Origin of the sequence: Noviherbaspirillum sp. ST9 (assembly GCF_048799745.1) — a bacterium.
GTDB lineage: Bacteria > Pseudomonadota > Gammaproteobacteria > Burkholderiales > Burkholderiaceae_D > Noviherbaspirillum.
Window position 1 is genome coordinate 67,239 of sequence record NZ_JBLWFR010000010.1, and the last position, 12,966, is coordinate 80,204.

Genomic DNA, 12,966 nt, shown 5'->3' on the forward strand with positions numbered 1-12,966 from the left:
TTCATGGGGCGGAAGAATCAGACCACTGCGCCGTCGGTCTCGTCCTTTTCCTTGACCGGTTTGATCAGGTCTTCGCGCGTCACGCCCAGCCACATGGCGACAGCGGCGGCAACGAACACCGAGGAATAGATACCGAACAGAATACCGATCGTCAGCGCCAGCGCGAAGTAATGCAGCGTCGGGCCGCCGAACATCAGCATCGACATGACCATGATCTGCGTCGAGCCGTGGGTGATGATGGTGCGGGAGATCGTGCTGGTAATGGCGTGGTTCATCACGTCCGCCGTGTCCATCTTGCCGTAGCGGCGGTCACGGAAGGTTTCGCGCACGCGGTCGAAAATAACCACGGATTCGTTCACCGAATAGCCGAGGATCGCGAGCACCGCCGCCAGCACCGTTAGCGAGAATTCCCACTGGAAGAAGGCGAAGAAGCCGAGAATGATCACCACGTCGTGCAGGTTGGCGATGATGGCGGAGACCGCGAACTTCCATTCGAAGCGCACCGCAAGGTAGATCACGATGCCTGCAATCACCATGGCAAGCGCGGTCAGGCCGTCGTGCGCGAGTTCGTCGCCCACCTGCGGACCGACGAACTCGACGCGCTGCAGCTTGACCGCCTCATCCTGCGCCTTGAGCGTGGCCATGACCTTTTCGCTCTGCTGGGCGGACGAGATGTCCTTGCGCGCCGGCAGGCGGATCATGACGTCCTGCGCCGTGCCGAAGCTCTGCACCTGGGTATCGGTATAGCCGAGGCCCTCGATGCTCTTGCGGATGCCTTCCAGGTCGGCCGGCTTGGTGTAGGTCACCTCGATGACCGTGCCGCCGGTGAATTCGATCGACAGGTGCAATCCCTTGTAGAACAGGAAAAACACGGCCGCGACGAAGGTCAGCGCCGATACCGCGTTGAGGATCAACGCGTGGCGCATGAAGGGGATGTCCCTCTTGATGCGGAATAATTCCATTACATTCCTTTCGTTTGCCCGGTGTGGTCGTCAGGCGTTCGGTTTCCAGACCTGGCCGATCGACACGCTGGTCAGTTTCTTCTTGCGTCCATACCAGAGGTTGGCGAGGCCGCGCGACACGAAGACCGACGAGAAGATCGAGGTCAGGATGCCCAGGCAGTGCACGACGGCAAAGCCGCGGATGGCACCGGAGCCGAAGATCAGCAGCGCCAGGCCGGCAATCATGGTCGTCACGTTGGAGTCGAGAATCGTCGCCCACGCACGGTCGAAGCCGGCTGCGATGGCTGCCTGCGGCGTATTCCCGGCCCGCAGTTCCTCGCGAATGCGCTCGTTGATCAGCACGTTGGCATCAATCGCCATACCGAGCGTGAAGGCAATTGCCGCCATGCCGGGCAAGGTCAGCGTCGCCTGCAACGTGGACAGCACCGCGATCAGCAACAACAGGTTGACCGACAGCGCGAACACGCTGAAGAAGCCGAACAGGTGGTAATAGATGATCATGAAGATGGCGATCGCCGCGAAGCCATACAGCGTCGAGTTGAAGCCCTTCTGGATGTTGTCGGCACCAAGCTGCGGCCCGATGGTGCGTTCCTCGATGATTTCCATCGGCGCTGCCAGCGAGCCGGCGCGCAGCAGCAGCGCGAGGTCGTTGGCGGCTTCGGCGGAACCCATGCCGGTGATCTGGAAACGGGAGCCGAGTTCGTCGCGAATGGTGGCGACCGTGAGCACTTCGCCGCGGTTCTTTTCGAACAGCACGATGGCCATCAGCTTGCCGATTTTTTCACGGGTCGCTTCGCGCATGCGGCGGCCGCCGTCACCGTTCAGGTCGATGCTGACGGCGGGCTGCTGATTCTGGTCGAAGCTGGCCGAGGCGCTGGAGATATAGTCACCGGTGATGATTGGGTCCTTGAACAGCACGACGGGTGCGCCCTTGCCGACCTTGAACAGTTCGGAGCCGAAGGGCACGGCAGCGGTCTCTTCGGTGCCGCGCGTGACGCTCTCGTCGACCATGCGCACTTCCAGCGTGGCGGTACGCCCGATGATGTCCTTGGCGCGCGACACGTCCTGCACGCCCGGAAGCTGCACGACGATACGGTCGGCGCCCTGGCGCTGGATGACCGGCTCGGCCACGCCCAGTTCGTTCACGCGCTTGGACAGGGTGCTGATGTTCTGCTGGACGGCTTCCTCGACAGTACGCTTGAGCGCTTCCGGCTTGTAGCTGGCGAGCAGGGTCAGGTCGGCGCCGTTCGTGCCTTCCTGGAAGGTCAGTTCGCCCAGTTGCGAGGCGAGGACTTCGCGCGCCTTGACACGGGTTTCGGGTTCGCGGAACTTGATCTCGATGGCATCGCCGGCGCGGCCGATGCCGGCATGGCGCACATTCTTGTCGCGCAGCAGGCTGCGGACGCTGGATTGCAAACCTTGCAGGCGCTTGTTCAACACGCCCTTGGTATCCACCTGCATCAGGAAGTGCACGCCGCCGCGCAGGTCGAGGCCGAGGTACATCGGCAAGGCGCCGACGCGCTGCAGCCACTGCGGGGTGTTCGGCATCAGGTTGAACGCGACGATGTAGGTCGGGTCAGCCGGGTCGGTGTTCAGTTCCTTCTCGAGCAGGGCCTTGGCCTTGAACTGGGTGTCGGTGTCGCGGAAGCGGGCGCGCACCGAGCCCTGGTTGCCGCTGACGTCGAAGGACATCCCTTCCGCCTTGATGCCGTTTTTGGCCAGTGCCTCTTCCACACGGGAAGTCGCGGACACATCGACCTTCACGGTTGCCTTCGCGCTGCTGACCTGGACGGCCGGCGATTCACCGAAGAAATTGGGGATCGTATACAGCACGCCGAACAGCAGCGCGATGGCGATCAGAATGTATTTCCAGAGGGGATAACGATTCATGGGGATTCAAGTTCCGGATAGAGCGGGCCGATCAGATGATGCGGCCCAAGGAAAACTGCCGCCGGGAAAGGCGGCACATCATCCCTTTACAGCGACTTGATCGTGCCCTTCGGCAACAGGGTCGCAATGGCTGCCTTCTGCGCCACGATTTCGGTGCCGGTCGCGACTTCGATCGTTACATACGCATCGGTCACCTTGGTGATCTTGCCGAGGATGCCGCCTGCGGTCACGACTTCATCTCCCTTGGCCAGCGCTTCCATCATGCTCTTCTGTTCTTTCTGGCGCTTCATCTGGGGACGAATCATCAGGAAGTAGAGCACGATGAACATCAGGACGATGGGCAGGAAGCTCATGAGGCTGCTTTCCGGGCCAGCGGCCGCGGCTTGCGCGTATGCGTTGGAAATGAACACGTATTACTCCTTACTATGGGATGGATCAACCCGGCATTTTAGCATTGGCCGCCGGGATTTCCGGGATCGTCGAATTGACCCGGGAAGCGTGGGAAAACCGGCCCCGAATGGGCCGGTTCAAGGAGGTGTGCAGGCTCAGACGCCGCGGGCGCGGTCGGACTGGAATTGCACGACGAACGCCTGGAAGCGATCGGCGTCGATGGCGGCCCGCATCTCACGCATGAGCTGCAGGTAGTAGTGCAGGTTGTGGATGGTGTTGAGCCGCGCGCCGAGGATTTCGCCCGCCCGGTGCAGGTGGTACAGGTAGGCGCGCGAGAAATTGCGGCAGGTATAGCACTCGCAGGTCTCGTCGAGGGGCTTGTCGTCGTCCTTGTAGCGCGAATTCTTGATCTTCAGGTCGCCGAATCGGGTGAACAGCCAGCCGTTGCGGGCGTTGCGGGTAGGCATTACACAGTCGAACATGTCGACGCCGTTGGCCACCCCCGCCACCAGGTCTTCCGGCGTGCCGACGCCCATCAGGTAATGCGGCTTGTCCGCCGGAAGACGCGGACCGACGTGCTCCAGCACGCGCATCATGTCTTCCTTCGGCTCGCCCACGGACAGGCCACCAATGGCATAGCCCTCGAAGCCGATGTCCTGCAGGCCTGCCAGCGATTCATCACGCAGGTGCTCGAACATGCCGCCCTGGACGATGCCGAACAGCGCATTCGGATTTTCACCCTTGTTGAACTCGTCGCGCGAGCGCTTGGCCCAACGCAGGGACATGCGCATCGACTTGCCTGCCTCCGCTTCGGTGGCAGGCCGGCCGTCGATCTCGTACGGCGTGCATTCGTCGAACTGCATGACGATGTCGGAATTGAGCACGCGCTGGATCTGCATCGAGATCTCGGGCGAGAGGAAGAGCTTGTCGCCATTGATGGGCGACGCGAACTTGACGCCCTCTTCCGTGATCTTGCGCATCGCACCCAGCGAAAACACCTGGAAGCCGCCTGAATCGGTGAGGATGGGCTTGGTCCAGCCCATGAAGCGGTGAAGGCCGTCGAATTTGCCGACCACATCCAGCCCAGGACGCAGCCACAGATGGAAGGTATTGCCGAGAATGATCTGGGCGCCCACTTCGTTCAGTTCTACCGGCGACATCGCCTTGACGGAACCATAGGTGCCGACCGGCATGAAGATGGGGGTTTCGACCACGCCGTGGTTGAGCGTCAGGCGGCCGCGACGGGCCTTGCCGTCGGTCTTGAGGAGTTTGAAGTTCAGCATTTTTTTGTCAAAAGCATGGCGTCGCCATAGCTGAAGAAGCGGTAGCGCTTCTCGATGGCGTGCGCGTAGGCGTTACGGATCTGCTGGTAGCCGGCGAAGGCGGACACCAGCATCAGCAGTGTCGATTTCGGCAGGTGGAAGTTGGTAATCAGGCGGTCGACCGTTTTGAAGGTATAGCCCGGCGTGATAAACAGGTTGGTATCGGCGCTGCCGGCCACCAGCTCACCGGACTGCGAGGCGGATTCCAGCGCGCGCATGCTCGTGGTTCCCACTGCGACGACCTTGCCCCCATCGGCTTGCGCCGTGCGCACCGCTTCGACCGTCTCGTGCGGAATGGTGTACCACTCGCTGTGCATCTTGTGCTCGGCAAGGTTTTCGGTACGCACCGGCTGGAAGGTGCCGGCGCCGACATGCAGGGTGACGTAGGCAAACCGCACGCCCTTGTCGCGCAACTTGTCCAGCAAGGGTTGGTCGAAATGCAAGCCTGCGGTTGGCGCAGCGACCGCGCCCGGCTCTTTCGCGTAGACGGTCTGGTAGCGCTTTTCGTCGAATTCGTCGGCGCTGTGCTCGATGTACGGCGGCAGCGGCAGGCGGCCGTGCGCTTCGATCAGGTCGAACACATCGGAGGGGAATTGCAGCGTGAAGAACTCGCCCGCACGCTCCCCGACCGTCACATCGAAGGCATCGGCGAGACGGATCGTCGTGCCGGCCTTGGGCGACTTGGATGCGCGAACCTGCGCAAGCACATGACGCGTATCGAGCACACGCTCGACCAGCACCTCGACCTTGCCGCCGCTGTCCTTGACGCCGAAGAAGCGCGCCTTCAGCACGCGCGTGTTGTTGAAGACCAGCAGGTCGCCGGGGTTGAGCTGATCGACAATCTCCGCGAAGGCGCGGTCGATGAGCGTGTCCCCGTCCACATGCAGCAGGCGCGATGCGCTGCGTTCGGGCAGCGGCAATTGCGCAATCAGTTCCTGCGGCAGGTGGAAATCGAAGTCGGAAAGGGAATACATGCGTCAGAATGGCACAGAACGATGTTGAAGCAGGCATCTGCGCTTGACAGAATTGCCATACAATCTTCAACCGAGATAAAACCCGCTATTTTACGCCCTGCAGCACGAATCACATGCCCGCCCCGAAGCGAAAATCCGCCACACAGGAAAAAGCCAATACCGGCGCCGCCAAACTGGCGCGCCTCGGGCTGCGCACCGACATGGACCTGGTGCTGCACCTGCCGTTGCGCTATGAGGACGAAACCCAGGTGCTGCCGATCAAGGAGGCAGGATTCATGGGCGGCACCTCGGCGCAGGTCGAGGGCGTGGTGACGAATTGCGATATCCAGTACCGTCCGCGCCGCCAGCTTGTGGTGACCATGGCGGACGACAGCGGACAACTGGTGATGCGTTTCCTGAATTTCTACGGCAGCCAGGTCAAGCAGCTTGCGGCCGGAACGCGGGTGCGGGCGCGCGGCGAAGTGCGCCACGGGTTCTTCGGCGCGGAAATGGTCCACCCCACGTACAAGGTGGTGGAAGAAGGTACACCGCTGCCGGACGCGCTGACCCCGGTCTATCCGGCCGGAGAAGGATTGTCGCAGGCTTACCTGCGCAAGGCGATTGCCAATGCACTGACCCGCGTCGACTGGCGCGACACGCTCTCGCCACAACTCCTTGCGGAACTGAAGCTTCAGCCCTTCGAGCCCTCCGTCCGCCTGCTGCACAACCCGCCTCCGGATGTGAGCGAACATGCGCTGCTGGATCGTTCGCATCCCGCATGGGTGCGCATGAAGTTCGACGAGCTATTGGCGCAGCAGTTGTCATTGAAGCGTGCACAGGCCGCGCGCCGCGCAAAGGGTGCCGCAGCCCTCCCGGTCCTCGGCGAGCTGTCCCACGCACTGATGCAGGCTCTGCCCTTCACGCTTACCCGCGCGCAGCAGCGCGTGCTGGCGGAAATCCGGGCGGACCTGCGCGAGTCCTTCCCCATGCAGCGCCTGTTGCAAGGCGATGTCGGTAGCGGCAAGACTGTCGTTGCCGCACTGGCTGCCGCGCAGGCGATCGACAGCGGTTTCCAGGCCGCGCTGATGGCGCCGACGGAAATCCTGGCCGAGCAGCATTTTCGCAAGATCGCGCAATGGATGGAACCGCTGGGTGTGAAAGTCGCCTGGCTGACCGGCAGCCTGAAAAAGAAGGAAAAGCTGGAAGCGCTTGGCCGCGTGGAAACCGGCGACGCGCAACTGGTCATCGGCACCCACGCGCTGATCCAGGAAGGCGTGGAGTTCGCAAGACTGGGCCTCGTCATCGTTGACGAACAGCACCGCTTCGGCGTCGGGCAGCGGCTGGCGCTGCGCAACAAGGGTCTGGATGCGGATACCGTTCCGCACCAGCTGATGATGTCGGCCACACCGATCCCGCGCACGCTGGCGATGACGTATTACGCCGACCTCGAAGTGTCGGTCATCGACGAACTGCCGCCCGGGCGCACGCCCATCGTCACCCGCATCGTGGACCAGAACCGGCGCGACCAGGTCATCGAGCGCGTCCATGCCGCCGCCCAGGAAGGACGGCAGGTGTACTGGGTCTGTCCGCTGATCGAGGAATCCGAAGCGTTGCAATTGCAGACGGCTACCGACACCCACGCGACACTGGCCGCCGAACTGTCCGACCTGCGCGTCGGTCTCGTGCACGGCCGAATGAAGCCGGCAGAGAAGCAGATTGTCATGGACGCCTTCTCACGCGGCGAAGTGCATGTACTCGTCGCCACCACCGTGATCGAAGTGGGCGTGGACGTACCGAATGCGTCCCTGATGGTCATCGAGCATGCGGAGCGCTTCGGCCTGTCGCAATTGCACCAGTTGCGCGGCCGTGTCGGCCGCGGTTCCGCGGCGAGTGTCTGCTTGCTGCTCTACCAAAGCCCGCTCGGGCCGGTGGCCAAACAGCGCCTGATGACCATGCGCGAAACGACGGACGGCTTCGAAATCGCCCGCCGCGACCTCGAAATACGCGGCCCGGGAGAATTCCTCGGGGCACGCCAGTCGGGCCAGGCGATGCTGCGCTTCGCGGACTTGCAGACTGACCAGTGGCTGGTGGAAAAGGCGCGGGACCTTGCCCAGGCATTGCTTCGCGACGATCCCGCAACCGTTGAAGCCCATCTCGCCCGCTGGCTGGGCGGCCGGGAAGAATTCCTGAAAGTCTGACCGGCCCCCCACATTGCCGCACGCAATCCTTTGCTTTTTGGCATAGTCTTTATACTATGGTCATTACCGACAGCGATCCGACCTTGTCCTATACAGAAGAGGCGAGCGTACCCTTATGACACTTACCGAACTCAAATACATCGTGGCGGTCGCGCGGGAAAAGCACTTCGGCCATGCCGCCGAGGCCTGTTTTGTCGCCCAGCCAACGCTGTCCGTCGCGATCAAGAAACTCGAGGATGAGCTTGGCGTCGTGATTTTCGAGCGCGGCGGGACCGAGATTTCGATGACCCCCCTGGGTTCCCAGATCGTCGCCCAGGCCGAGCGCGTGCTGGAGCAGACTGCCGCCATCAAGGAAATCGCCAAGCAAAACAAGGATCCGCTTGCCGGCCCGCTGCGCCTCGGCGTGATCTACACCATTGCCCCCTACCTGCTGCCGCCGCTGGTCAAGACCATGATCGAACGCGTGCCGCAGATGCCGCTGGTGCTGCAGGAAAATTTCACCACGCGTCTGATCGAGCTGCTGCGCCAGGGCGAACTGGACGCCGCCATCATGGCCCTGCCCTTTGCCGACCAGGGTCTGGTCGTGCAACCGCTCTACGACGAACCCTTTGTCGTGGCCCTGCCCAAGCACCACCCGTGGTCCGACCGGTCCGCCATCAAGGCCGAAGACCTGAAATCCGAAACCATGCTCCTGCTGGGCAACGGCCACTGCTTCCGCGACCAGGTGCTGGAAGTGTGTCCGGAAATGTCACGCTTTTCGACCAGCGGCGACGGCATTGCACGGACCTTTGAAGGTTCGTCGCTGGAAACCATCCGCCACATGGTTGCGTCAGGAATCGGGATCACTGTCCTTCCGAAGGCATCGGTGCCGGACATGCAGTCGCGCGACGGCATGCTGCGCTACGTGCCTTTCGCCGAGCCCAGTCCATCGCGCCGTGTCGTGATCGCCTGGCGCAAGAGTTTTACCCGCCGTCCCGCCATCGATGCCATCCGGGATGCCGTGATGTCCTGCGACCTGCATGGTGCAACCATGCTGCAGGAGGCGGAAAGCGCCGCAGCCTGAGGATCAGGCTTCGATTCGTCGCGTTGTCTTTGAATCGAACCAGTGCAGGGCCGCGGCGTCGTATCCCGCCTGGACCGTTTCGCCGACCTCGGCATGCACATGGGACGGCGCACGCAGGACAAGCGGCTGCCCGCCCGCCGTGCCATGAATGAGCACGTCCGCCCCAAGCGCCTCCACCATCTCCACCTGAAAGCTTAATCCCGGCGTCCCCAACTGCATGTGTTCAGGTCGGATACCAAGGATGCACTCCCGGCTCTGCAGTGCACCTGCAGGCACCGGTAATGCTGCACTTGCGCCATTGCCAAGTTCAAACCGCGTCCCGTCACTGCTGACCTTGCCCGGCAACAGGTTCATCGGTGGAGAGCCGATGAAACCGGCAACAAACGTCGTGGCCGGCTTGCCATACACCTCCGTCGGCGTGCCAATCTGCTCGGCACGTCCCGCATTCATCACGATCATGCGCTGGCCCAGCGTCATCGCCTCGACCTGGTCGTGCGTCACATAGAGACTGGTGGTGCCAAGGGTGCGATGCAGTTTCTGGATTTCCAGCCGCATCTGGACGCGCAGCTTGGCATCCAGGTTGGACAAGGGTTCGTCGAACAGGAATACCGCAGGCTCGCGCACGATGGCGCGGCCCATCGCCACGCGCTGCCGCTGGCCGCCGGAAAGCTGGCGCGGCGTGCGATCGAGCAGCGCGCCCAGTTCCAGGATCTTCGCCGCCTTCTGCACGCGGCTGTCGATATCGGCCTTGGAAAACTTCCGGATCTTCAATCCATACGCCATGTTCTCGTACACGCTCATGTGCGGATACAACGCGTAGTTCTGAAACACCATCGCAATGTCGCGGTCCTTGGGTTCCAACTGGTTGACGACGCGCTCGCCGATGACGATATCGCCGCCGGTGATTTCTTCCAGGCCGGCCACCATGCGCAGCAGCGTCGACTTGCCGCAGCCGGAGGGGCCGACCATGACGATGAATTCGCCGTCGGCGATATCGATCGAGATACCGTGGATGACCTCGACTGCCTTGATGCCTTTGCCGTAGGTCTTGGTAATGTTTTTCAGGTGGACTTGTGCCATCGATGTACCGTTGCCTTACTTTTCCGAATCAACCAACCCTTTGACGAACCACTTCTGCATGATGACGACAACGAGACCTGGCGGCAGCATGGCCAGGATCAATGTCGCCATCACCATGTTCCACTCCGGCGCCGCGTCGCCGCCGGCAATCATCGTCTTGATGCCGATACCGATGGGATACATGCCCTGCTCTGTCGCCACCAGCAGCGGCCAGAGGTACTGGTTCCATCCGTAGATAAACATGATGACGAACAGCGCAATCACATTGGTGCGCGACAGCGGCCAGAGCACATCCTTGAAGAAGCGCAGAGGCCCTGCCCCGTCGATGCGTGCCGCCTCGGCCAGCTCGTCCGGCACAGTGAGGAAGAACTGGCGGAACAGGAAGGTCGCGGTCGCCGATGCGATCAGCGGGATGGTCAGTCCGGCATAGCTGTTGAGCATGCGCAGGTCGGAGACAACCTGGTAGGTCGGCGTGATGCGCACTTCCACAGGCAGCATCAGGGTGATGAAGATCATCCAGAAGAAGACGGATCGTCCGGGGAAACGGAAGTACACGATGGCGAAGGCGGAGAGCATCGAGATGGAGATTTTCCCGATCGCGATCACCAGCGCGGATACCAGGCTGACCCACATCATGCGACCAACCGGCGGGGCGGTGATATAGCCAGACGCGCCTTCGACAATGACAGCGGAGTAATTCGCGAGGAACTGGTCACCCGGCAGCAGCGACAGTGGCGCCATTGCCGCCTGTTCCGCCGTCTGCGTACTGGCAACGAAAGCCACGTAGATCGGGAAGGCGACGATGGCGACGCCGAGGATCAGCACAAGGTGGCTGATGAAATCGAGAATGGGCCGGCGTTCAATCATGAGTACTGCACCTTCCGTTCGACGTACTTGAACTGCAGCACCGTCAGCGTAATCACGATGGCCATCAACACCACCGACTGCGCCGCCGCGCTGCCCAGGTCGCCGCCCTTGAAGCCGTCGTGGAACACCTTGTACACGAGGATTTCGGTTTCCTTGCCCGGACCGCCGTGCGTCGTCGCTTCGATGATCGCGAAGGTATCGAAGAAGGAGTACACGATATTGATCACCAAAAGGAAGAAGGTTGTCGGCGACAGCAGCGGGAAGACAATCGTGAAGAAGCGTCGTACCGGTCCGGCGCCATCGATGGCCGCCGCTTCAATCAGCGATTTCGGAATCGCCTGCAATCCGGCGAGGAAGAACAGGAAGTTGTAGCTGATCTGCTTCCACACCGCGGCCATGACGATCAGGATCATCGCGTGCCGGCCGTTGAGGAGGTTGTTCCACTCGACGCCCACGTCGCGCAGCACGTGGGCAATCACGCCCAGTGTCGGGTTCATCAGGAACATCCACAGCACCCCGACCACGACGGGCGATACGGCGTAGGGCCAGATCAGGAAGGTCTTGTAGATCGCCGCGCCCTTGACGACGCGGTCGGCAAAGACGGCGAGGATCAGCGACAGCGACAGGCCGATGCAGGCCACCAGCACGGAAAACATGGCCGTGGTCTTGAAGGACTCCAGGTAATTGCCGTCGTTGAACAAGTCGCGGAAGTTGTCGAACCAGACGAACTCCGACGACACGCCGAAGGCATCCTGCATCAGCACGGACTGATACAGCGCCTGCGCGGCGGGCCAGAAGAAGAACAGCAGGGTAATGAGGATCTGAGGTGCCACCAGGGCATAAGGCAGCCAGGCGGACCTGAAGCGCGCGCGTTTTTCCATTGCTCTCCGGGCGGTGCGGGATCCGCCGGACGGATCCCGCCAATCGCCTTATTTGTTGGTCTTCTCGAAGCGCACCAGCAGGTCGTTGCCGCGCTGGACGGCGGTGTCGAGCGCCTCTTTCGCCGTCTTCTTGCCGTTCCAGACCTGCTCCAGCTCTTCGTCGACGATGGTGCGGATCTGCACGAAGCTGCCGAGGCGGATGCCGCGCGACTTGGCCGTGGTTTTGACAATCATCTGCTGCACGGCGACCTGCGGCCCCGGCGACTTCTCATAGAAGCCAGACTGCTTGGTCTGCTCGTAGGCGGCGGTGGTGATCGGCAGGTAACCGGTCTCCTGGTGCCACTTGGCCTGCACTTCCGTCTGTGACAGGAACTTGAAGAACTTCGCGACCGCCTTGTATTCATCCGTCTTCTTGCCGCTCATCACCCACAGCGACGCGCCACCGATGATGGTGTTCTGCGGAGCGCCCTGCACTTCGCTGTAATACGGCAGCGTCGATACAGCGAACTTGAACTTCGCATTCTTGTTGATGTTGGCGTAAGCCGAACTGGAGGAGGTCAGCATCGCGCATTCGCCGGAGTAGAACTTGGCTTCCGGTTCGTTCTTGCGGCCGGCATAGGTGAAATAGCCCTGTTTGGCCCAGTTCGACAGGTTCTCGATATGCTTGACGTGCAGCGGGCTGTTGAACGACAGGCGCGCATCGAGGCCGCCGAAGCCGTTGTTCTTCGTCGCAAACTCGACGTTATGCCAGGCGGAGAAACTCTCCAGGTGCACCCAGGACTGCCAGCCGGTCGTATAGGCGCACTTCTCGCCGCTGGCCTTCAGCTTGGCGGCGGCGGACAGGACTTCCTGCCAGGTGGACGGCGCCTTGTTCGGGTCCAGCCCGGCTTTGGCGAACATGTCCTTGTTGTAATAGAAGACGGTGGTCGAACTGTTGAACGGGAAGGACACCATGTCGCCCTTGGGCGAGGTGTAGTAGCCGGCCACGGCGGGGACGTACACGGACGGATCGAATTTCTCGCCGGCCGTCTTCATGACTTCGGTGACCGGCACGATGGCGCCCTTGGAGTACATCATGGTCGCGGTGCCAACCTCGAACACCTGCAGGATATGCGGCGCATTGCCAGCACGGTAGGCGGCAATCGCGGCTGCCATCGCCTCGTCGTAGCTGCCCTTGAAAACGGGCGTGACCTTGTATTCCGACTGGCTCTTGTTGAACTGGTCCGCGAGGTTGTTGACGCGTTCGCCGAGCGCGCCCTGCATGGAATGCCACCAGCTGATCTCGGTGGCGGCATGGGCGGTTGCGCCGGCCATGGCAAACATTCCCGCGGCAAAAAGCGGCTTCAATGCATAGTGCATG

11 protein-coding genes are annotated in these 12,966 nt (G+C 61.9%); 2 read left to right on the plus strand and 9 right to left on the minus strand.

From position 1 onward, the window contains the following. Positions 1-17: 17 nt before the first annotated feature. The 5 genes from secF to queA all read right to left on the minus strand — a co-directional run bounded on the left by secF (position 18) and on the right by queA (position 5,538). On the minus strand, positions 18-962 hold the full coding sequence (gene secF / locus ACNOHI_RS21625; RefSeq protein WP_420476778.1) for a protein translocase subunit SecF: 945 nt from the start codon (positions 960-962) through the stop codon (positions 18-20). A gap of 30 nt (positions 963-992) precedes the next feature. Beyond that, positions 993-2,852, minus strand: a complete 1,860-nt coding sequence (gene secD, locus ACNOHI_RS21630; protein WP_420476779.1) for a protein translocase subunit SecD — start codon at positions 2,850-2,852, stop codon at positions 993-995. An 86-nt stretch (positions 2,853-2,938) separates the two neighbouring features. Beyond that, a complete protein-coding gene (yajC, locus tag ACNOHI_RS21635; RefSeq protein ID WP_420476885.1) occupies positions 2,939-3,205 on the minus strand; it encodes a preprotein translocase subunit YajC in 267 nt (88 codons plus the stop codon). A gap of 192 nt (positions 3,206-3,397) precedes the next feature. Beyond that, complete coding sequence (tgt, locus tag ACNOHI_RS21640; RefSeq protein WP_420476780.1) at positions 3,398-4,525, minus strand: tRNA guanosine(34) transglycosylase Tgt; 1,128 nt, start codon at positions 4,523-4,525, stop codon at positions 3,398-3,400. Further along, the gene (gene queA / locus ACNOHI_RS21645; RefSeq protein ID WP_420476781.1) at positions 4,519-5,538 is read right to left on the minus strand and encodes a tRNA preQ1(34) S-adenosylmethionine ribosyltransferase-isomerase QueA; all 1,020 of its coding nucleotides are present in this window, start codon (positions 5,536-5,538) and stop codon (positions 4,519-4,521) included. Before queA ends, tgt begins: the two co-directional genes overlap by 7 nt. A gap of 113 nt (positions 5,539-5,651) precedes the next feature. Here queA and recG point away from each other — a divergent pair, with 113 nt between their 5' ends. Beyond that, positions 5,652-7,715 carry an ATP-dependent DNA helicase RecG gene (gene recG, locus ACNOHI_RS21650; RefSeq protein WP_420476782.1) on the plus strand — a complete coding sequence of 688 codons (2,064 nt, stop codon included), beginning with the start codon at positions 5,652-5,654 and terminating at the stop codon, positions 7,713-7,715. Positions 7,716-7,830: 115 nt separating this feature from the next. Then, positions 7,831-8,778, plus strand: a complete 948-nt coding sequence (locus ACNOHI_RS21655; RefSeq protein WP_420476783.1) for a hydrogen peroxide-inducible genes activator — start codon at positions 7,831-7,833, stop codon at positions 8,776-8,778. 3 nt (positions 8,779-8,781) lie between these two features. On the opposite strand, the gene ACNOHI_RS21660 is transcribed toward ACNOHI_RS21655, so the two are convergent. The 4 genes from ACNOHI_RS21660 to ugpB are packed head-to-tail and all read right to left on the minus strand — an operon-like array spanning position 8,782 to position 12,965. After that, entirely contained in the window at positions 8,782-9,858 is a 1,077-nt protein-coding gene (locus tag ACNOHI_RS21660) for a sn-glycerol-3-phosphate import ATP-binding protein UgpC (protein ID WP_420476784.1), read from the minus strand. 15 nt (positions 9,859-9,873) lie between these two features. After that, positions 9,874-10,725: a sn-glycerol-3-phosphate ABC transporter permease UgpE gene (ugpE, locus tag ACNOHI_RS21665; RefSeq protein ID WP_420476785.1), complete on the minus strand. Its 852-nt coding sequence runs from the start codon at positions 10,723-10,725 to the stop codon at positions 9,874-9,876. Continuing rightward, a complete protein-coding gene (gene ugpA, locus ACNOHI_RS21670) occupies positions 10,722-11,606 on the minus strand; it encodes a sn-glycerol-3-phosphate ABC transporter permease UgpA (protein ID WP_420476786.1) in 885 nt (294 codons plus the stop codon). The genes ugpE and ugpA overlap by 4 nt, the downstream gene beginning before the upstream one ends. 48 nt (positions 11,607-11,654) lie before the next feature. Next, positions 11,655-12,965 carry a sn-glycerol-3-phosphate ABC transporter substrate-binding protein UgpB gene (gene ugpB / locus ACNOHI_RS21675; protein WP_420476787.1) on the minus strand — a complete coding sequence of 437 codons (1,311 nt, stop codon included), beginning with the start codon at positions 12,963-12,965 and terminating at the stop codon, positions 11,655-11,657. Position 12,966 lies beyond the last annotated feature (1 nt).

Bases quoted from the DNA above. Each gene is read 5' to 3' on its own strand.
- yajC (WP_420476885.1), bottom strand. From the start codon at position 3,205: ATGAGCTTCCTGCCCATCGTCCTGATGTTCATCGTGCTCTACTTCCTG.
- secF (WP_420476778.1), bottom strand. From the start codon at position 962: ATGGAATTATTCCGCATCAAGAGGGACATCCCCTTCATGCGCCACGCG.
- secD (WP_420476779.1), bottom strand. From the start codon at position 2,852: ATGAATCGTTATCCCCTCTGGAAATACATTCTGATCGCCATCGCGCTG.
- ugpA (WP_420476786.1), bottom strand. From the start codon at position 11,606: ATGGAAAAACGCGCGCGCTTCAGGTCCGCCTGGCTGCCTTATGCCCTG.
- queA (WP_420476781.1), bottom strand. From the start codon at position 5,538: ATGTATTCCCTTTCCGACTTCGATTTCCACCTGCCGCAGGAACTGATT.
- ACNOHI_RS21655 (WP_420476783.1), top strand. From the start codon at position 7,831: ATGACACTTACCGAACTCAAATACATCGTGGCGGTCGCGCGGGAAAAG.
- tgt (WP_420476780.1), bottom strand. From the start codon at position 4,525: ATGCTGAACTTCAAACTCCTCAAGACCGACGGCAAGGCCCGTCGCGGC.
- ugpB (WP_420476787.1), bottom strand. From the start codon at position 12,965: ATGCACTATGCATTGAAGCCGCTTTTTGCCGCGGGAATGTTTGCCATG.
- recG (WP_420476782.1), top strand. From the start codon at position 5,652: ATGCCCGCCCCGAAGCGAAAATCCGCCACACAGGAAAAAGCCAATACC.
- ugpE (WP_420476785.1), bottom strand. From the start codon at position 10,725: ATGATTGAACGCCGGCCCATTCTCGATTTCATCAGCCACCTTGTGCTG.
- ACNOHI_RS21660 (WP_420476784.1), bottom strand. From the start codon at position 9,858: ATGGCACAAGTCCACCTGAAAAACATTACCAAGACCTACGGCAAAGGC.